This is a genomic window from Pseudoxanthomonas sp. Soil82 (assembly GCF_040446535.1).
Lineage (GTDB): Bacteria > Pseudomonadota > Gammaproteobacteria > Xanthomonadales > Xanthomonadaceae > Pseudoxanthomonas > Pseudoxanthomonas kaohsiungensis.
Genome location: NZ_JBEAAK010000002.1, coordinates 646,099 through 664,741 on the forward strand (window position 1 = coordinate 646,099; position 18,643 = coordinate 664,741).

An 18,643-nucleotide genomic window follows, 5' to 3' on the forward strand; every position below is an offset into this window, starting at 1 on the left:
GGCGCGGATGGCTTACTGGAACCGCTCGACCCGGTACGGTGCCGGGTCGATCGCCGGGGCGCGGCCGGTCATCAGGTCGGCCATCAGCTGGCCGCTGGCGGTGCTCATGCTGATGCCCAGCATGCCGTGGCCGGCCGCCAACCAGACGTGAGGATGGCACGGCGAACGGCCCAGGGCCGGCAGGTCGTCCCAGGTCATCGGCCGCCAGCCGTACCACTTCTCCTGGATCGTGGCCGGATCGGGCGGCTCGCGCAGGTATTCGCGTGCGGCACGCTCCAGCGCCGACAGGCGCAGCGCGTTGAGCGTGGTGTCGCGGCCGGAGAATTCCATCGTGCTGCCGAGGCGGAATCCGCTGCTCCAGGCGGTGACGCAGACCGAGCGGTCCTTGAGCACGATCGGCCGCTTCGGCGCCAGCGCCGGCCGCGCGTAGGTGATCGAATAACCCTTGCCCGGCTGGATCGGCAGGCGCAGGCCGAGTGGGCGGATCAGCTCGGGCGTCCATGCCGCCATCGCCACCACCGCGTCGCGGCCGCGCCGCTCGCCTCGTTCCCCGTCCTGCCCGGCGATGCGCACGCGCACGTCGCCGGCGTCCGCTTCGATCGCCTCGACCCGGCAGCCCTCCTCGACCACCCCGCCGCGTTCGCGCACTACCCGCGCCAGTTCGGCCACGTAGCGGTCCGGGCGCAGGTGCGCGTCGTCGGGGAAGCGCACCGCGCCGACGATGCCGTCGTGCAGCGAAGGCTCCTGGCGCAGGTAGTCCGCGCCGTCGATCACCTCGGTGCGGATGCCCATCGCGTTGAGCGGCGCGCACTCGGCGACGTAGTGCGCGAAGTTGCGCGGGTCGCGGAACACGTAGTCCAGCCCGGTCTCGCCGAACTCGCAGTCCAGGCCGTAGTGGCCGATCCACTCGACCAGGCGCGCGCGCGAGTCGTCCAGCAGCGCGGCACGGCCGCGGGCGCTGGCCATCCAGGCGCTGGCGTTGCAGCGGGCGGTGAAGCGGGCCAGCCAGTACCACAGCGCCGGATCGATCCGCGGCTTGAGGTACAGCGGCGCGTCGGGCGTGAACATCCAGCGCAGCGCGCGCAGCGGCACGCCCGGCGCGGCCAGCGGCGGCGCGTGGCTGGGCGTGATCGTGCCGCAGTTGCCGTGCGAGGTGGCGCCGCCGACCGTGGCGGCTTCGAGGATGCGCACGCCGCGCCCGGATTCGAGCAGGGCCAGCGCGGTGGCCAGCCCGATGGCGCCGCCACCGAGGATGAGGACATCGTCTTGGGGGGGATTCACCGGTCCAAGTCTACCCGCCGGTCCCGGCGCGCCGCATCCGTTGCCGGCGTATCCAACGCGGCCGCGCCCGCGCGCATCGCCGCGCGTCCGCACGCCGGCGGCGTCGAGGCAGGCCGCCCCTGGCCCGTGCCAGGGGCGGCCGCCGCAGGCTCACTCCCGGTCCAGGCTCAGGCGCAGCCCGTCGGCGGTGTTGCGCACCACCACCAGCTCGAAGTCCGGCGTGCTGCCGCGCTTCTTGACCAGCACGTCCTCGCCGTCGTCGGTCTCCACGTTGTAGACCTCCTTGCCGAAGGTCTTCTTGACCGTGTCGCGCGTCAGCCGCGCCGCGGCGTTCTCGCCGGTGCCCTTGGGCACGGCGACCACCACGCTGGTGGCGGTCCCGCCCTTGGGCGTGAACGACAACTCGATCTCGCCATCGACCTTGGCATGGCCGCTGAACTGCATGCGCCACTTGTTCGACGGGCTGGCCCCCGCCGCGAACGCCAGCGCCAGCAGCGCCAGCACGGCCGGTCGCAGGCCGGCGAACCGGCGCCCTTGCTCGGACTTGCTCATCCCCTTGCCTCCTTCAGGTCCCGGCGGAAGCCCCATGCCCCGCCGTCAGATGACACGCGCGCCGTGCGGCCGGCGCCGCCTATTCGAACGGCCCCATGTGCAGCGTCATGCTCAGGATCGCCACCACGCCCAGTATCAGCAGCAGGATCGCGGTGATCAGGGTCATCGACGGCGGGAACGGGCTTTCCCCGTAGACCAGGCCGTCGGCCGCCATGGTGCGCCGCTGCCGCCGCAGCGCGAGCATGAACCAGGCGTGGTAGCCGATGCCGATGACCAGCATGACCACGCCCAGCAGCACGAGTGCCACGCCGAAGTTGCGCCCGGACGCGGCGTGCGCGATGGCGCCGCTTTCCTTCAGGCCTTCGAATACCTTGTGGATGGTGAAGCCGAAGCTGATCAGCGACAGCGAGGTGCGGATCACCGCCATCAACGTGCGGTCGGCTGCCAGCCGCGTGCGCTGGAACGCCATGCCGGTTCGGCGCGCGGCCAGCTCGGAGGATTCGTCCTTGAACAGGGGTTCGTCGTGGAGTTGTGGCGTGGTCATCGGGGGCTCCGCTTCTGCGACGGTGCGGCCGGCAGCGCCGGATGGCCCGGCCGGCCTTCTCCTCTTGCGCCGCCGGCGTGGCGCGGCGACGCAGTTCAGCGCTCGGGGAACAACAAGGTGAACGTGAAGCGCAGGCCCCAGTCCGGCCCGCCATCGGGGGACTCCAGGTAGTAGCGCACGCCACCCTGGTAACTGGCCATCTGCGTGCCGATCCTGGACACCTTGCTGTAGCCGATGTTGAGCGGCACCGACCACTGCTCGGCCTTCCAGTTGTACGAAGACTCGAAGTTCAGCGAGAACGTGCGCCCCTGCCCCATCCCCTTGGTGAGGAAGGGCTGCAGGAAGGTCGAACTGACATCGGCGCGGTCGCTTTCGCCGGCGAAGGACCACAGGTGGTTGACCAGGACGCCATAGGTCCAGCCGGCCGGCGTCTGCTTGAGCGCCACCGCGGTCGGGCCGGCGCCCCACTTGCCGGTGCCGAGCAGGTCGTCGCTGGCGGTGGGCAGCAGCAGCGCCGGGCCGACGCCGACGATCCAGCCGCTGGCGGTGGGCTGCTTGGGCGAGAAGAACAGGCTCTGGGTGATGTCGCCGGTGCCGAACTGGCTGCCCGCCCCCGGGAACAGGCCTTCCTGGTAGGTGATGGGCAGGATCGTGCGCGAGATCATGTTCCAGTTCTCGCCGATCGACACCGGCACCACCGGCTGCACGTTGACCCAGGTGCGGCTGCCACCGTTGTCCAGGTCGTCGTAGTTGAACTGGAACGGCACGCTGACCAGGTTGGCGACCGGATTGGACAGTTGCCGGGCCAGTTCGTCGGCGTCTTCGGCGTTGCCGGCAGCGCATGCGAGCAACGGCGCCCCGGCAATGGCCGGCAGCCAGCACCACCAGGCCCATGCAGACGGGAAGGTGCGATTGCGGCGAGTGCCAGCGACCGCGTCCCGGGGACCTGTCGATGCATTCCTGAACAGCGAAGCGAGGACTTCCATGCTCACCTCCTGCCTGACCGGCTGGGCAAACATAGCTCGCGCCTCCGGCACTTGCCAGCATCGCGCACGCCCCTCGCCCAGCGTGCACCCCCGGCCGTGGCGGACCCGGAAGGGCCGGCACGGCGGCCCCTGGTTCTACGGCAGGGCGGGTGCCACCGGCAGCCGCAGTGGCTGCAGCTTCCAGTAGGTCAGCGACCGCCACAGCCATTCGGCCGGGCCGAAGCGGAAGCGCGCCATCCACCACTGGCTGTACATCACCTGGATCGCGAACAGGCCCAGCGCGAACGGGACCTGCCAGAAGCGCGGCAGGTGCTCGAAGAAGCCCAGGCCGTAGCCGTAGAACACCAGCGTGCACACGATCGACTGCACCAGGTAGTTGCTCAGGGCCATGCGCCCGGCCGGCGCCAGCAGCTCCAGCCAGCGCGCGACCGCGGGTACCTCGAGCCCGCGCATCACCCAGGCCAGGTAGCCCAGGCACATCATCGCCGCGGCCACCGCGCCCAGCGCCTGGGCCAGGCCGGTGCGCAGGTCGAACACGGTCAGCGAGAAGCTCGAAGCGATCCGGAACGAGACCGCCATCAGCACCAGGCCCAGCGGCAGCACCGCCCAGCGCAGCCACGGATAGAGGCGTGGGTACAGCTCCGGCCGCTGGATCGCGCGGCTGCGGGTGAACGCGGCGCCGAGCAGGAACATGCCGAAGATCATCACCCCGAACACCATCAGGTTGGACAGCATCAGCCCGAAATCGCGCACGCGCTGGGCCACCGCCATCGCATAGCCGCCGGAGGCGTAGGCCTGCCGCTGCGCCTCGGCCACCTCGGTCATCTCCTTGCCGGCCTGGGCCATGAACGCGTCCCAGCCGGGCACCCACAGCGACAGCAGGCCCAGTCCGAGCAGCATCGCCGGCGCGGCCAGGTAGCAGGCCACGCCCAGCCACGCCAGCCAGCGCGCCGGCACGTCGCGGAACGCCAGCAGCGGGATCGCCAGCAGCGCATACGGGACCAGGATGTCGCCGGACCAGATGAGCAGCGAATGGGCCAGGCCGATGCCGAGCAGGGCCAGGCTGCGCCGCCAGTAGAGGCCGGCGAACGGGCGCCCGGCCGCTTCGGCGCGCTGGACCATCATCGCGAAGCCCATGCCGAACAGCAGCGAGAACAGGGTGAAGAACTTGCCCTGCACCAGGAAGTAGACCAGGCCGTCGGCGATCCGGTCGGCGCCGGTGAGCGCCGGGTCCAGCCCGGTGTTGGCCTGGAACACGGGCCCGACGAAGGACTCCATGTTCATCAGCAGGATGCCGCCGAGCGCGAAGCCGCGCAGCACGTCCAGGGTGGCGATGCGTTCGCCGGGGGCGATGGGATCAAGCTGGGTCGGGTTCACCGCGAATTCCATTCCGGGGATGCCCGGCGATGATGGACGAAAACCCCAGCCGGCGGGGGTCCGGTTGTTTGTAGGAGCCGATTTATCGGCGACCCGAGGCAGGTACAGGCGCCGGCCCTGCGATGCAGGTGCGTCGGGTCGCCGATAAATCGGCTCCTACAGAAAAGGCGTGGCGCCGGCATGGCTGACGTCAAGCCTTGTCCACCCTCCCCCCCGCCGGTACCCTCCCCGGGGCATGTCCGGCTTCGCCCACCTCCACCTCCATACCGAGTTTTCGCTTGCGGACTCGACCATCCGCGTGCCCGAAAAACCCGAGCAGGCCGACCCGGCCAAGGCCAAGCAGCCCAACCTGCTCAGCCGCGCGGTGGAACTGGGGCTGCCGGCGTTGGCGGTCACCGACCTCAACAACCTGTTCGCCCTGATCAAGTTCTACAAGGCGGCCGAGGCGGTGGGCATCAAGCCCATCGCCGGCGCCGACCTGGCCGTGGCGGCGGGACCGGGCGAGGCGCCCTGGCGCCTGACCGCGCTGTGCCGCGACCATCGCGGCTACCTCAACCTGTCACGACTGCTGACCCGGGCCTGGATGGAAGGCCATCGCGCCGAAGGCGGGGTGGTGGTGACGCCGGCCTGGATCAAGGACTGCGGCGAGGGCCTGGTCCTGCTGGCTGGCCGCGAGAGCCTGGCCGGCCGGCTGGCCGCCGAGCACCGCCACGACCTGGCCGAACAGCAGCTGGCCGACTGGCAGCGCGCGTTCGGCGGCAACCTGTGCCTGGAACTGGTGCGCACCGGCCGCGACGGCGAGGAGGCGTTCAACACGTTCGCCCTGCATGCCTCGGCCGCGCGCGGCATCCCCGTGGTGGCGTCCAACGACGTGCGCTTCCTGGACAAGGCCGGCTTCGACGCGCACGAAGCGCGCGTATGCATCGCCTCCGGCCGCGTGCTGGACGACCCCAAGCGCCCGCGCGACTACAGCGACGAGCAGTACCTCAAGTCGCCCGGCGAGATGGCCGCGCTGTTCGCCGACGTGCCCGACGCGATCGCCAACACGGTCGAGCTGGCGCGGCGCTGCAACCTGGAACTGACCCTGGGCAAGTACGCGCTGCCGGCCTACCCGGTGCCGTCGGACGAGACCCTGGACAGCTGGATCCGCAAGCAGGCCCACGACGGCCTGGAGGCGCGACTGGCGAAGAACCCGCTGGCCGAGGGCAAGACCCGCCAGGACTACGTCGAGCGCCTGGACTTCGAGCTGGACACCATCTGCAAGATGGGCTTCCCCGGCTACTTCCTGATCGTGGCCGACTTCATCCAGTGGGGGAAGAACCACGGCATCCCGATCGGCCCGGGCCGCGGCTCGGGCGCCGGCTCGCTGGTGGCCTGGGCGCTGCAGATCACCGACCTGGACCCGATCCCGTACAACCTGCTGTTCGAGCGCTTCCTCAACCCGGAACGCGTGTCGATGCCCGACTTCGACATCGACTTCTGCATGGACCGGCGCGACGAGGTGATCGACTACGTCGCGCGCAAGTACGGGCGCGAGCGGGTCAGCCAGATCATCACCTACGGCACCATGGCGGCCAAGGCGGTGGTGCGCGACACCGGCCGCGTGCTCGGCTTCCCGTACGGCTTCGTCGACGGCGTGGCCAAGCTGATCCCCAACATCCTGGGCATCACGCTCAAGGATGCGATGGGCGAAGGCAAGGACAGCGAGATGGCCTCGGCCGAGCTGATCCAGCGCTACGGGGCCGAGGAGGACGTGCGCGACCTGATCGACCTGGCGCGCGAGCTCGAGGACCTGACCCGCAACGCCGGCAAGCACGCCGGCGGCGTGGTGATCGCGCCCGAGCCGCTGCACACCTTCTGCCCGCTGTTCGCCGAACACGACCAGGACGGCCTGGGCCGCAACCCGGTCACCCAGTTCGACAAGGACGACGTCGAGGCGATCGGCCTGGTCAAGTTCGACTTCCTCGGCCTGCGCACGCTGACGATCATCGACTGGGCGGTGAAGGCGATCAACGAACGCCATGCCCGCGCCGGCATCCCGCCGCTGGACATCGCCACGCTGCCGCTGGACGACGCCAGCGTGTACCGCGACATCTTCGCCAACGGCAACACCGGCTCGGTGTTCCAGTTCGAATCCTCCGGCATGCGCCGCGCGCTGAAGGACGCCAGGCCCGACCGCTTCGAGGACCTGATCGCGCTGAACGCGCTCTACCGCCCCGGACCGATGGAGATGATTCCCTCGTTCGTCGCGCGCAAGCACGGGCAGGAGGAGTTCTCCTATCCGGACCCGCGCACGCAGCCGATGCTCGAAGAGACCTACGGGATCATGGTCTACCAGGAGCAGGTCATGCAGATGGCGCAGATCGTCGGCGGCTACTCGCTGGGCGGCGCCGACCTGCTGCGCCGGGCGATGGGCAAGAAGGTGCCGGCGGAAATGGCCAAGCACCGCGAGATCTTCCGCGAGGGCGCGGCCAAGGGCGGCGTGGGCGAGAAGAAGGCCGACGAGATCTTCGACCTGATGGAGAAGTTCGCCGGCTACGGCTTCAACAAGTCGCACGCCGCCGCCTACTCGCTGGTCGCCTACCAGACCGCGTGGCTGAAGAAGCACTATCCGGCCGAATTCATGGCCGCCACGCTGTCCTCGGACATGGACAACACCGACAAGGTGGTCGGCTTCCTCAACGAAGCCCGCGGGCTGGGCCTGACCATCCTGCCGCCGACGGTCAACGATTCGCCTTTCATGTTCGAGGCGGTGGCCGCCGACACCATCCGTTATGGGCTGGGTGCGATCAAGGGCGTGGGCCGCGGCCTGTGCGAGGCGATCGTGGCCGAGCGCGAGAACGGCGGCGACTACGCCGACCTGCTCGACTTCTGCCGGCGCGTGGACTCGACCAAGCTCAACCGGCGCGCGCTGGAGGCGATGGTCAATGCCGGTGCGCTCGATGCCCTCGGCCGCAACCGCGCCACGCTGATGCTGCAGCTGCCGGAAGTGATCAAGGCCACCGACCAGATGGCCAAGGAAGCGGCTGCCGGCCAGGTCTCTCTTTTCGGCATGCCGACCGGCGACAGCGGCGGCCCGGCGCTGAAACTGGACCTGCCGGAAGCCGACGAATGGCCGCTGCGGCAGTTGCTCGACGGCGAGCGCGACACGCTCGGGCACTACCTCAGCGGCCACCCGTTCGACCCCTACCGCGAGGAAGTGCGGCAACTGGTCGGTTCGGACCTGGGCGAGCTGGACCGCCTGTGGGGCGCCGCGCCGCAGGGCGAAAAGCGCGGCTGGCGCCCGGAAGTGCAGGTGGTGGTGGCCGGACTGGTGGTCGGCATCCGCCGCAAGGGCGACAGCCAGGTGTTCGTGCAGCTGGAGGACGGCCGCGGCCGGCTGGAATGCGGCGTGTTCGCCGAGGCGGCGGCCGACCTGTCCAGCCTGCTGGTGCGCGACCGCGTGCTGGTGGTGCAGGGCGGCCTGCGCGAGGACGAGTTCAACGGCGGCTGGAGCCTGCGCCTGAAGGCGGCCTGGGACTACGAACAGTTGTGCGCGCAGCACGCGCAGCGGCTGTCGTTGCGCCTGGACCTGCGCGACCCGGGCGCGTGGCAGCGCGTGGACGCGGTCCTGGCCCGCCATCGCCCTGGACCCACCCCGCTGCGCCTGCACCTGCAGGTCGGTCGCAACGGCCAGGGCGCCACCGGCGTCCTCGACCTCAACGGCAGCAACTCGGTGCGCATCGCCCCGCCGCTGCTCGACGCCCTGCGCGCCCAGCCCGGCGTCCGCGCGGTGAAGGTCGCCATCAGCCGGCCCTGGGCGAACTGAGCCGGTCCGCCGGCGCGTAAATCGCCTGTCCGCGCCGGCGGCGATGAAGGTGGTGCAGCGGCGCGGCAGCGGCACCCCTGCCAGAGCCACAACAACAACAACAGCAACAGCAACGGCGTCACGCGCCTCGCTCCGGCGGGAGCCGCGGCAGGCACGGGGTGTCGCGGTCCCCGCGACCGGACGTCCTGTCCGGACGCGGTGACGTGGGCCCTCCATGGCCCACTGCCGCGACACCCCATGCCTGCCACGTCTTCGGCGATCTTCAGGGTCGATGCTTCGTTCTTCCGCGCTTCCCGTGCCCGGCCCGATCACGACGGCTGTCCCGTAGAGCGGGGCTTGCCCCGCTGCTTTCCCTCCCTGTCCGGTCCCGGCCCATTGGAGAGCAGCGGGGCAAGCCCCGCTCTACAAGAGCGCTGCGCATTCACCGCACGCGCTACCCGAGCTCTTGCGTTTCGATCGAAGCCACCACCCAGACGACACCCGCAGGACGTCGTCCCATGGGGGCATGGCGCAAGTGGCACATGGATGTGCCACGGCCCCTCGTACGGACAGGACGTCCGCCCGAGGGGTAAGCCATGCCCCCGTGGGACGGCGGCCCTTCCGGAGCCTGCGCGTTTGGCCTGGCCTGGCACGGTCCAGCCCGAGGCGCGCCGTTTGGGAATGCGCCCGCGCGCGCCACCTCCTCCATACCGTACGGTCCGGTCCCGCCGGGGGCGTTCGGCTACACTTCCGGGCCACTGCACTCCCCGGCATCGCCGGCCAACGGATGAACCCGAACTACCTCGATTTCGAGCAGCCCATCGCCGACCTGGAAGCCAAGATCCAGGAACTGCGCAACGCCAGCACCGGCCCGGCCGTCAACGTGGACGCCGAAGTGCACGCGCTGCAGGACAAGCTGCGCAAGCGCACCGCCCAGATCTTCCGCGACCTGTCCTCCTGGCAGGTCTCCCAGCTCGCCCGCCACCCGGCCCGTCCGTACACCCTGGATTACGTCCGGGTGATCTGCGACGAGTTCCAGGAACTGGCCGGCGACCGCGCCTTCGCCGACGACAAGGCGATCGTCGGGGGCCTGGCCCGCATCGACGGCCGCCCGGTCGTGGTGATCGGCCACCAGAAGGGCCGCGACACCAAGGAGAAGATCCGCCGCAACTTCGGCATGCCCAAGCCGGAGGGCTACCGCAAGGCGCTGCGCCTGATGAAGTTGGCCGAACGCTTCGGCCTGCCGATCCTGACCTTCATCGACACCCCCGGCGCCTGGCCGGGCATCGATGCCGAGGAACGCGGCCAGTCCGAGGCCATCGCCCGCAACCTGCTGGAGATGGCCGAGCTGAAGGTGCCGATCATCTGCACCGTGATCGGCGAGGGCGGCTCCGGCGGCGCCCTGGCCATTGGCGTGGGCGACTGCACGCTGATGCTCGAGTACAGCACCTATTCGGTGATCTCGCCGGAAGGCTGCGCCTCGATCCTGTGGAAGGACGCCGGCAAGGCCAAGGACGCGGCCGAGCAGTTGGGCCTGACCGCCAAGCGCCTGCACGGGCTGGGCCTGGTCGACAAGGTCGTGCGCGAGCCGACCGGCGGCGCGCACCGCAACCCGCGGCAGATGGCGCGCCGGCTCAAGGCCGTGCTGCTCAACGAACTCGACGCGCTGGCGCAGATCCCGGCCGCCGAGCTCGTCCAGCGCCGCTATGCACGCCTGCACGGCTATGGTGCCTACGAGGCGGCCTAGTACGTCGTTCGTGGTGGCGTGGCCCGGCAAGGGCCGCGCCCGCGCGGCGTCCCGCCCCGCCCGCGATCCGGAGGACCGCTCATGAGCGCACTGCCTGGCTGGGCCCTGCCGCTGGCGCTGTTCCTGGTGCCGTTGCTGGTGGCGGTGATCGTGAACCGCCTGTTCCGGCACCGTCCGACCAATCCCAACTACGTACTGGCCTGGTTCGTCGCCGTGTGCTGGATCTCGGCGCTGGTGGTGATCTGGCGCCAGGTGCGCTGAACGCGCCGGCGGCGGCCGCATGGCCGATCCCTGCGCACCTGGCTCCATGGTGATGAACACCGCAGATGCCCGCACCCTCGCCCTGCCCGCGCTTCCGGTGGAAACGGCCGGCGCGCTGGTGGTCGGCTACAGCGGCGGCCTCGACTCGACCGTGTTGCTGCACCGGTTAGCCGCCGAGCCGGCGATCCGCGCGCGCGGCCTGCGCGCGGTGCACGTCCACCACGGCTTGCAGGCCGACGCGGACGCCTGGGCGAACCACTGCGAACAACAGGCCGGTGCGCTGGGCGTGCCGCTGCAGGTGCTGCGCGTGGCGGTACCACGCGACGGCGGCAGCGGGCCGGAGGCGGCCGCGCGCGAGGCCCGATATGCCGCCCTGTCCTCGACCATGGCCCCCGGCGAGGTGCTGGCGACCGCGCATCACCGGGACGACCAGGCCGAGACATTCCTGCTGCGCGCCCTGCGCGCCTCCGGGCCCGAGGGCCTGGGCGCGATGCGCCCGTTGCGGCGGCGCGGCCCCGGCTGGCACTGGCGGCCGCTGCTGGCGCTGCCGCGCGGCGCCCTGCAGGCCTACGCCCAGGACCACGGCCTGGCCTGGATCGACGACCCCAGCAACGCGGTTGCCGACGCCGACCGCAACTTCCTGCGCCTGCAGGTGCTGCCGCTGCTGCAGGAGCGCTGGCCGCACGCGGCCGCGTCGCTGGCGCGCAGCGCGGCGCTGTGCGCCCAGGCCGGCGCGCTGCTGGCCGACGAGGACGCGACTCTGCTGCGCATGCATGCCGGCGACGACCGGCGCACGCTGCGCGTGCCGGCCTTGCTCGCGCTGCCGGCGGCGCGGCGCGCGCGCGTGCTGCGCCACTGGATCCGCGCGCTCGGGCTGCCGCCGCTGCCGGCCGAAGGCGTGGAAAGGATCGAAGGCGAGCTGCTGCACGCGCGTGCTGACGCCGAGGCCGGCTTCGCCTGGACCGGCGCACGGGTGCTGCGCTGGCGCGAGTTCCTGCACGCCGACATCCTGCGCGCACCGCTGCCGGCGGACTGGGAAAGCGCATGGGATGGCCGCGCGCCGCTGGCCTTGCCCGACGGGGGACGTCTGCTCTTGCGCGACGACCACGGCACGGCGACCGGCGGCTTCGACGCGCCGCTGCGCGTCCATGCCCGGCGCGGCGGCGAGCGCATCGTCCTGCCCGGACGCAGCCACTCGCACCTGCTCAAGCACGTGCTGCAGGAGCGCGGCGTGGCCCCGTGGCGGCGCGCGCACCTGCCGCTGCTGTCCGCGGCCGACGGCCGCCTGCTGGCGGCCGGCGACGTCGCCTGGGCCGACGACATGGCCCGCTGGCTGCATGCCCGCGGCTGGCACCTGGCCTGGCAACCGCCGGCGTGAACCGCGCCGCGCGTTGACCCTCCCGGTCGCACCGCGCACACTTCGCGCATGCCGAAGAAAGCCCCCCAAGACGCCTCGCCGGTCGCCCAGTTCGAGCACTCGCTGGACGAGCTGGAACAGCTGGTCGAGAAGATGGAACAGGGCGAGATGAGCCTGGAGGATTCGCTGGCCGCCTACGAGCGCGGCGTCGGCCTCTACCGCCGCTGCCAGTCCGCGCTGGAACAGGCCGAACTGCGCGTGCGCCTGCTCACCGACCCCGAACAGCCCGACAGCGCCCAGCCCTTCGCCGGTACCGATGGGCAGTGAGGCCTTCGCGCGCTGGGCTGCGCGCACCGAAGCCACGCTGGACCGCTTGCTGCCCGATCCCTCGCTGGAGCCGCGCCGCCTGCACGCGGCGATGCGCCATGCCACGCTGGGCGGCGGCAAGCGCATGCGCCCGCTGCTGGTCTATGCAACGGGCACCGCGTTGGGTGCCGGCGAAGCGCTGCTCGACGCGCCGGCGGCGGCAGTGGAACTGGTCCACGCCTATTCGCTGGTCCACGACGACCTCCCGGCGATGGACGACGACGACCTGCGTCGCGGCCAGCCCACCGTGCACGTGGCCTTCGACGAGGCCACCGCGATCCTGGCCGGCGACGCCCTGCAGACTTTGGCGTTCTCGGCGCTGGCGCAGGCCGACGCGCCGGCGCAGCTGCGGATCGAGTGGGTCGGCGCGCTGGCCGCGGCATCCGGCGCCGCCGGCATGTGCGGCGGCCAGGCGCTGGACATCGACGCGACCGGCCGCACCCAGGCGCTCGAGCAACTGCAGCGCATGCACTCGCTGAAGACCGGGGCGCTGATCCGCGCCGCGGTACGGATGGGCGCGCTGGCGGCATCAGCCGACGCCGCCACCCTCGCCCGCCTGGACACGTTCGCCGCCGCGCTCGGCCTCGCCTTCCAGGTCCGCGACGACCTGCTCGACATCGAAGCCAGCTCCGAGCAGCTGGGCAAGACCGCCGGCAAGGACATGGCCCAGGCCAAGTCCACCTATCCCGCATTGCTGGGCATGGACGGCGCGCGCGCCCGGCTCGTCGAGCTGCACGCGGAGATGGACCAGGCGCTGGCACCGCTGGGCGGGCGCGCCGCCGCGCTGGCCGCGCTGGGCGAACTGGCGGTACGCCGCTCGCACTGACGCCCGCGGACCGCGCCGGGCCTTGATTCCCCAAAACGCATGCGGGGCCCGGATCACTCCGGGCCCCGCATGTGCGGCACGTGTCGCCGGCAGGACGGGCTACTTCACCAGCCTCAGCGCGAACGGATACCGGTAGGCGATGCCGTCGTTGGCCTTGACCGCCCCGATGATCGTCAGCACCAACCAGGCGATGAACACCAGCAGGCCCAGCGGCGCGGTCACGATCACGCCAATGCCGAAGGTCACCAGGGTGATGAGGAACAGGATCACGCCCACGATCAGCAGGGTGATGTTGAAATTCAGCGCTTCCTTGGCCTGGTCGCTGGCGAAAGGCATGGAGTCCTTCTTGACCAGCCAGATGACCAGCGGGCCGACGATGTTGCCGACGCCGCCGGTGAACAACCCGGTCAAGGCCGACAGGTGGCCGAACAGCGCCCATTGCCGTTCCTCGCGGCTGGATTCTTCCTGCGGCGCCGGCGGTGGCGCGGTGTACGTCTCGAATTCGCTCATTGCCTGATCCCCTTTGCGGTGGCGTTCTCTTGGTGACGGAATCGGCGCCGACTCCCTCGACGCCTCACGCCCGAGCATACGTCATTCGCCGCCGGCAACGGTCATGCGCCCCACCAGGATGGGCCCGGTGCGGATGTGCGAGCGCGGGTCGACCTCGCTGCCGACCGCTTCGATCCGGGCGAACATGTCGCGCAGGTTGCCGGCGATGGTCAGTTCGTCGACCGGATACGCCAGCGCGCCGTCCTCGACCCAGAAGCCGGCCGCGCCGCGCGAGTAGTCGCCGGTCACGCCGTTGACGCCCTGCCCCATCAGCTCGGTCACCAGCAGGCCGCGACCCATGCCGCGCAGCAGCTCGTCCTGGGTGCCGGCGTTGGCCCCCACCTGCAGGTTGTGCACGCCGCCGGCATTGCCGGTGGTCTGCAGGCCCAGCTTGCGCGCCGAGTAGGCGCCGAGCACGTAACGCTGGAGCACGCCCCCGGCCACCAGTGCACTGTCGCGGGTGGCGACGCCGTCGGCGTCGAACGCGGTCGAGCGCAGTCCGCGGCGCAGCAGCGGCCGCTCGTCGATGTCGAACCAGTCCGGGAACAGCCGGGTGCCGACGCTGTCGAGCAGGAAGCTGGCACGACGGTACAGGGCTCCGCCCGATACCGCGTTGAGCAGGTGGCCGACCAGCGAGCGCGCGATTTCGGCCGAGAACAGCACCGGGAACTCGCCGGTCGGCGCGCTGCGCGGCTGCAGCCGCGCCACCGCGCGCTCGGCCGCCCGGCGACCGATGGCCGCCGGCGCCTCCAGGTCCTCGCGTGCCAGGCCGATGCTGTACCAGCCATCACGCTGCATGCCGTCGCCGCGGCCGGCGATCAGGGCCACCCCGAGCGAATGCTGGGTTTCGCGCTCGCGGCCGAGGAAGCCGTGGCTGTTCGCGTACACCGACAGGCTGCCGCCGCTGCCGAAGGAGGCGCCATCGGAGTTCTCCACGCGCGCGTCGGCCTCGCGGCCGGCCGCCTCGCAGGCCAGCGCCAGGTCGATCGCCTCGTCCGCGTCCAGCCGCCACGGATGCCAGGTCTCCAGGTCGGGGAACTCGCGCGCCATCAGCGCCGCGTCGGCCAGGCCGGCGGCCGGATCGTCCTCGGTGTGGCGCGCGATCGCGCAGGCCTGCTCGACGGTGGCTTCCAGGCTGGCCTCGTGCAGGTCGGCGGTGCTGGCGCTGCCCTTGCGCTGGCCGAAGTACACGGTCACCGCCACGCCGCGGTCGCGCGTGGATTCCACCGTTTCCACCTCGCCCATGCGCACCGACACGTTGAGCCCGTGTTCCTCGCTGCAGCTCACCTCGGCCTGGCTCGCGCCCAGCGCGCGGGCGCGCGCCAGCAGCCGCTGCGAGATCTCCGCCAGCCGGTCCAGCCGGGCGTGGCTGTCGTCGTCATGCACGATGTCGTTCACGTGTTACACCTCGGAAAATTCGGTCTTTGATCAGAAAACAACAAGCGCCGCGCCGGATCGATGCGATGTGGGCGGACAGCTTGCCCATTGCGCGGAACACGCCGTGAATCCATCCATGGAGGCTCGACGGCGCCATCCATGGCGCCGACGGTTCCGCGCAACGGGCAAGCCGTCCGCCACCCTTGGCAGCAGGCTGTTCCCAAGCGGCAAAACGAAACCACGCCCGGCACGATCGCGAAGGACGCGCCATGCCAGGGGTGCCGCGACAAGCGGGACATGGATGTCCCGCGCCCGCGTCGGGACAGGACGTCCCGCCGCGGGAAAAGCGGCACCCCTGGCGTGGCGCGGCCCCCTCCGGAGTCGCTGCCGTGCAACGCCGTTGATTTTGCTGTTGCCGTGGCCGTTGCCCGACACGCCTGCCGGACGTGACAGATCGCGGTCGCCAGCAAGCTGGGCTCCTGCCAGGGCCGCCAACCCGGAATTCAGGCCGGCCCGGGTAGAATCCCCGGCAACCGAAAGAGCCCCAGCCCCATGCGCGGACGCGACGAAGACACCGGCGAATTCCTTTCCCCCAGCCGCAGCCAGCAGCGCCGCGACGCGCTGGAAGTGCTGGAGCTGGCGGAGAAGCTGGCCTCGCTCACGCCCACCCAGCTGGCCAAGCTGCCGATCCCCGAAGACCTGCTGCCGCACCTGGAGCACACCCGCAAGATCACCGCGCACATCGCCCGCAAGCGCCAGCTGGCCTTCCTCGCCAAGCAGATGCGGCGCGAGGACGACGAGGCGCTCGAAGCGATCCGCGATGCGCTGGACGAAGATGGCGTGGCCGCCCGCCGCGAAGTGGCCGCGATGCACCGGGTCGAAGCCTGGCGCGAACGCCTGCTGGCCGACGGCGACGCCGCGCTGGCCGAACTGCTGGAAGAACATCCGGCCGCCGACCGCCAGCACCTGCGCCAGCTGGTCCGCAACGCCAACGAGGAAAAGCTGCGCAACAAGCCGCCGCGGGCCTTCCGCGAGCTGTTCCGCGAACTGCGTACGTTGCTGCTCGGCGGCAACAGCGCCCAGCAGGACGACGGTCCGGTCGATCCGGACGACGACGGCGACAGCGACGACCGCCAGGACTGAACCGGCGGACGCCGCTCCGCCTGCAAGCGGTTCGTCCGGCACTGCCGCCCGGCCCGCAGCCCGCGCGCGACTCACGCGCGCGTGCCGCCCACGGTCAGCCCGTCGATCAGCAGCGAGGGCTGGCCCACGCCCACCGGCACGCTCTGCCCGTCCTTGCCGCATACGCCCACGCCCTCGTCCAGGGCCAGGTCGTGGCCGACCATGCGCACCTTCTGCATCGTCTCCGGGCCGTTGCCGATCAGGGTCGCGCCCTTCACCGGCGCGGTGACCTTGCCGTCCTCGATCAGGTAGGCCTCGGTCGCCGAGAACACGTACTTGCCGCTGGTGATGTCGACCTGGCCGCCGCCGAAGTTGACCGCGTACAGGCCCTTCTTCACCGAGCGGATCATCTCCTGTGGATCGTGCGAGCCGGCGAGCATGTAGGTGTTGGTCATGCGCGGCATCACCAGGTGCGCGAACGATTCGCGGCGGCCGTTGCCGGTCGGCGCCATGCCCATCAGCCGCGCATTGAGCGAATCCTGCATGTAGCCGACCAGCACGCCGTCCTCGATCAGGGTGGTGCAGCGCGTCGGCTCGCCCTCGTCGTCGATGTTGAGCGAGCCGCGGCGGCCTTCCAGGGTGCCGTCGTCGACGATGGTCACGCCGGGCGCGGCCACGCGCTGGCCCATGCGCCCGGCGTAGGTCGAGGTGCCCTTGCGGTTGAAGTCCCCTTCCAGGCCGTGGCCGACCGCCTCGTGCAGCAGCACGCCCGGCCAGCCGGCACCGAGCACCACCGGCATCGTCCCGGCCGGCGCATCGATCGCCTCGAGGTTGACCAGCGCCTGGCGCAGCGCTTCGCGCGCCAGCTTCTCCGGGCGCCCGCCGGAGAACAGTTCTTCGTAGGAGCAGCGGCCGCCACCGCCGGCGTAGCCCGATTCGCGGCGTCCGGCCTGCTCGACGATCACCTGCACGTTCAGCCGCACCAGCGGGCGCACGTCGGCGGCCAGCACGCCGTCGCTGCGCGCCACCAGCACCGTGTCCACGCCGCCGGACAGGCTCACCGACACCTGCACCACGCGCGGGTCGGCCGCGCGCAGCAACCGGTCGAGCGCGCGCAGCTGTTCGACCTTGTCCTCGTTGCCCATGCCGTCGATCGGATCGACCGCCGCGTACAGCGCGTGGCCACCGGCGCGCACCAGCGAGCGCGGCGCATGCGCGGCGCCCTCGCGCGCGATCGCGCGCGCCGAGCCGGCGGCCAGCCGCAGCGCGTCGGCGTTGATGTCGTCGGAATAGGCGAAGCCGGTCTTCTCGCCGCTGATCGCACGCACGCCCACGCCCTGTTCGATCGAGTGCGCACCGTCCTTGACGATGCCATCTTCCACCGTCCAGCTCTCGCGGCGCGAATGCTGGAAATACAGGTCGCCGAAGTCGATGCCGGGGCCGAGCAGGGTGCCGAAGGCCCGGTCCAGGCCGGCGGGATCGAGGCCGCCGGGCAGCAGCAGGCGGGTTTGCGCGAGGGTCAGGGCGGAGTCGGTCATCGTCTTGGGATGGGGGCGCCGGTCAGGGAAGGCAACCACGGTCGCCTGGGCGACGCGGCCGCCTATGATGACAGCCCGGCCGCCCCGGACCTTCACCCGTCCGCCGCTGCCCGCCCGCACCCGCCCCGGAAAGCGCTGCATGAAAGTCACCGCCCACGTCCTCGACGGCCACACCCTGGACATCCGCCCCGCCCCGCGCGAACGCGAGTGGATGGACCGCACCGACCAGCGCTACGCCTACCGCTGCCTGCCGCTGGACATGGCCAACGCCCATGGCTGGGAACTACTGTGCCAGAGCGGGTTCTGGGTTGAATGGAACGGCACCGACGCGCTCGAGGCGATCCGCGTGATCCCCGATCCGGGCACGCACGCGCCGGCGATGAGCCACTTCGGCTACGGCGTGCTCACTTTCCACGTGCCCTGCCTGTTCCGCACCGAGGCCGGGATCGAGTTGATGGCGATGGCACCGATCAACCGGCCCAAGGACGGCATCGCTGCGCTGACCGGCCTGGTGGAGACCGACTGGAGCCCGTACACCTTCACCATGAACTGGAAGTTCACCCGACCCGGGCGCGTGCGCTTCGAGGCCGGCGAGCCGTTCTGCCACCTGCTGCCACTGCAGCGTGCGCTGCTGGAACAGGTGCAGGCGCGGTGGCGGCCCATTTCCGAGACGCCCGACCTGGCCGACCAGCACCAGCGCTGGACCGCCAGCCGCGGCCACTTCCTCCAGGAGCTGCCGGACCCGGAATCGGCGGCCGCGCGCGAGCAGTGGCAGCGCGGCTACTTCCGCGGCGTGGACCTGCATGGCTGCCCGGCGAAGGAGCACCGGGTGAAACTGCGCCTGCCCGCCTTCACCCGCGCATCGGCCACCGACGACGCCTCATCTCCGTAGAGCCGGGCTTGCCCGGCTGCGCATCACCGTATGCCGGGCCGCCCGGTCACGGCGAGCGACGCAACGGCAGCGGGGCAGGTC

General features: G+C 71.2%; 16 protein-coding genes. 8 read left to right on the top strand and 8 right to left on the bottom strand.

Annotated features, from left to right (window positions below; translation table 11 throughout):
- Window positions 1-12: 12 nt before the first annotated feature.
- The 5 genes from ABKA19_RS08450 to ABKA19_RS08470 all read right to left on the bottom strand — a co-directional run bounded on the left by ABKA19_RS08450 (window position 13) and on the right by ABKA19_RS08470 (window position 4,752).
- Window positions 13-1,281 carry an NAD(P)/FAD-dependent oxidoreductase gene (locus tag ABKA19_RS08450; RefSeq protein ID WP_353688522.1) on the bottom strand — a complete coding sequence of 423 codons (1,269 nt, stop codon included), beginning with the start codon at window positions 1,279-1,281 and terminating at the stop codon, window positions 13-15.
- A 150-nt stretch (window positions 1,282-1,431) separates the two neighbouring features.
- Window positions 1,432-1,833 carry a hypothetical protein gene (locus ABKA19_RS08455; RefSeq protein ID WP_353688523.1) on the bottom strand — a complete coding sequence of 134 codons (402 nt, stop codon included), beginning with the start codon at window positions 1,831-1,833 and terminating at the stop codon, window positions 1,432-1,434.
- 79 nt (window positions 1,834-1,912) lie between these two features.
- Window positions 1,913-2,377, bottom strand: coding sequence for a YidH family protein (locus ABKA19_RS08460; RefSeq protein WP_353688524.1), 465 nt, complete (start codon window positions 2,375-2,377; stop codon window positions 1,913-1,915).
- Between the two features lie 95 nt (window positions 2,378-2,472).
- On the bottom strand, window positions 2,473-3,228 hold the full coding sequence (locus ABKA19_RS08465) for a transporter (RefSeq protein WP_353688525.1): 756 nt from the start codon (window positions 3,226-3,228) through the stop codon (window positions 2,473-2,475).
- 270 nt (window positions 3,229-3,498) lie between these two features.
- Window positions 3,499-4,752: a DUF418 domain-containing protein gene (locus tag ABKA19_RS08470; protein WP_353688526.1), complete on the bottom strand. Its 1,254-nt coding sequence runs from the start codon at window positions 4,750-4,752 to the stop codon at window positions 3,499-3,501.
- Window positions 4,753-4,975: 223 nt separating this feature from the next.
- Between ABKA19_RS08470 and dnaE the strand changes: the two genes are divergently transcribed.
- From dnaE to ABKA19_RS08500, 6 genes are all read left to right on the top strand, one after another.
- On the top strand, window positions 4,976-8,548 hold the full coding sequence (gene dnaE / locus ABKA19_RS08475) for a DNA polymerase III subunit alpha (protein WP_353688527.1): 3,573 nt from the start codon (window positions 4,976-4,978) through the stop codon (window positions 8,546-8,548).
- 766 nt (window positions 8,549-9,314) lie between these two features.
- Window positions 9,315-10,274 (top strand): acetyl-CoA carboxylase carboxyltransferase subunit alpha, encoded by a 960-nt coding sequence (locus tag ABKA19_RS08480; protein ID WP_353688528.1) that lies wholly within the window; start codon window positions 9,315-9,317, stop codon window positions 10,272-10,274.
- Window positions 10,275-10,355: 81 nt separating this feature from the next.
- Window positions 10,356-10,535, top strand: coding sequence for a hypothetical protein (locus ABKA19_RS08485; RefSeq protein WP_162376620.1), 180 nt, complete (start codon window positions 10,356-10,358; stop codon window positions 10,533-10,535).
- Window positions 10,536-10,587: 52 nt separating this feature from the next.
- Window positions 10,588-11,913 (top strand): tRNA lysidine(34) synthetase TilS, encoded by a 1,326-nt coding sequence (gene tilS / locus ABKA19_RS08490; protein WP_353688529.1) that lies wholly within the window; start codon window positions 10,588-10,590, stop codon window positions 11,911-11,913.
- Window positions 11,914-11,961: 48 nt separating this feature from the next.
- Window positions 11,962-12,219, top strand: a complete 258-nt coding sequence (locus tag ABKA19_RS08495; RefSeq protein ID WP_353688530.1) for an exodeoxyribonuclease VII small subunit — start codon at window positions 11,962-11,964, stop codon at window positions 12,217-12,219.
- Window positions 12,209-13,084, top strand: coding sequence for a polyprenyl synthetase family protein (locus ABKA19_RS08500; protein ID WP_353688531.1), 876 nt, complete (start codon window positions 12,209-12,211; stop codon window positions 13,082-13,084). The genes ABKA19_RS08495 and ABKA19_RS08500 overlap by 11 nt, the downstream gene beginning before the upstream one ends.
- Before the next feature lie 99 nt (window positions 13,085-13,183).
- Here ABKA19_RS08500 and ABKA19_RS08505 read toward each other — a convergent pair whose 3' ends face one another.
- Together ABKA19_RS08505 and pmbA are read right to left on the bottom strand one after the other, a co-directional pair.
- Entirely contained in the window at window positions 13,184-13,594 is a 411-nt protein-coding gene (locus tag ABKA19_RS08505; RefSeq protein WP_353688532.1) for a DUF4870 domain-containing protein, read from the bottom strand.
- Window positions 13,595-13,675: 81 nt separating this feature from the next.
- On the bottom strand, window positions 13,676-15,031 hold the full coding sequence (gene pmbA / locus ABKA19_RS08510) for a metalloprotease PmbA (protein ID WP_353688533.1): 1,356 nt from the start codon (window positions 15,029-15,031) through the stop codon (window positions 13,676-13,678).
- Between the two features lie 531 nt (window positions 15,032-15,562).
- Between pmbA and yjgA the strand changes: the two genes are divergently transcribed.
- Window positions 15,563-16,153, top strand: a complete 591-nt coding sequence (yjgA, locus tag ABKA19_RS08515) for a ribosome biogenesis factor YjgA (RefSeq protein ID WP_353688534.1) — start codon at window positions 15,563-15,565, stop codon at window positions 16,151-16,153.
- 71 nt (window positions 16,154-16,224) lie between these two features.
- Here yjgA and tldD read toward each other — a convergent pair whose 3' ends face one another.
- Window positions 16,225-17,670, bottom strand: coding sequence for a metalloprotease TldD (gene tldD, locus ABKA19_RS08520; protein WP_353688535.1), 1,446 nt, complete (start codon window positions 17,668-17,670; stop codon window positions 16,225-16,227).
- A gap of 139 nt (window positions 17,671-17,809) precedes the next feature.
- Between tldD and ABKA19_RS08525 the strand changes: the two genes are divergently transcribed.
- The gene (locus ABKA19_RS08525; protein WP_353688536.1) at window positions 17,810-18,562 is read left to right on the top strand and encodes a DUF6065 family protein; all 753 of its coding nucleotides are present in this window, start codon (window positions 17,810-17,812) and stop codon (window positions 18,560-18,562) included.
- The last annotated feature ends 81 nt before the right edge of the window (window positions 18,563-18,643 follow it).

Bases quoted from the DNA above. Each gene is read 5' to 3' on its own strand.
- ABKA19_RS08455 (WP_353688523.1), bottom strand. From the start codon at position 1,833: ATGAGCAAGTCCGAGCAAGGGCGCCGGTTCGCCGGCCTGCGACCGGCC.
- ABKA19_RS08460 (WP_353688524.1), bottom strand. From the start codon at position 2,377: ATGACCACGCCACAACTCCACGACGAACCCCTGTTCAAGGACGAATCC.
- ABKA19_RS08470 (WP_353688526.1), bottom strand. From the start codon at position 4,752: ATGGAATTCGCGGTGAACCCGACCCAGCTTGATCCCATCGCCCCCGGC.
- dnaE (WP_353688527.1), top strand. From the start codon at position 4,976: ATGTCCGGCTTCGCCCACCTCCACCTCCATACCGAGTTTTCGCTTGCG.
- ABKA19_RS08480 (WP_353688528.1), top strand. From the start codon at position 9,315: ATGAACCCGAACTACCTCGATTTCGAGCAGCCCATCGCCGACCTGGAA.
- ABKA19_RS08485 (WP_162376620.1), top strand. From the start codon at position 10,356: ATGAGCGCACTGCCTGGCTGGGCCCTGCCGCTGGCGCTGTTCCTGGTG.
- tilS (WP_353688529.1), top strand. From the start codon at position 10,588: ATGAACACCGCAGATGCCCGCACCCTCGCCCTGCCCGCGCTTCCGGTG.
- ABKA19_RS08495 (WP_353688530.1), top strand. From the start codon at position 11,962: ATGCCGAAGAAAGCCCCCCAAGACGCCTCGCCGGTCGCCCAGTTCGAG.
- ABKA19_RS08500 (WP_353688531.1), top strand. From the start codon at position 12,209: ATGGGCAGTGAGGCCTTCGCGCGCTGGGCTGCGCGCACCGAAGCCACG.
- ABKA19_RS08505 (WP_353688532.1), bottom strand. From the start codon at position 13,594: ATGAGCGAATTCGAGACGTACACCGCGCCACCGCCGGCGCCGCAGGAA.
- yjgA (WP_353688534.1), top strand. From the start codon at position 15,563: ATGCGCGGACGCGACGAAGACACCGGCGAATTCCTTTCCCCCAGCCGC.
- tldD (WP_353688535.1), bottom strand. From the start codon at position 17,670: ATGACCGACTCCGCCCTGACCCTCGCGCAAACCCGCCTGCTGCTGCCC.
- ABKA19_RS08525 (WP_353688536.1), top strand. From the start codon at position 17,810: ATGAAAGTCACCGCCCACGTCCTCGACGGCCACACCCTGGACATCCGC.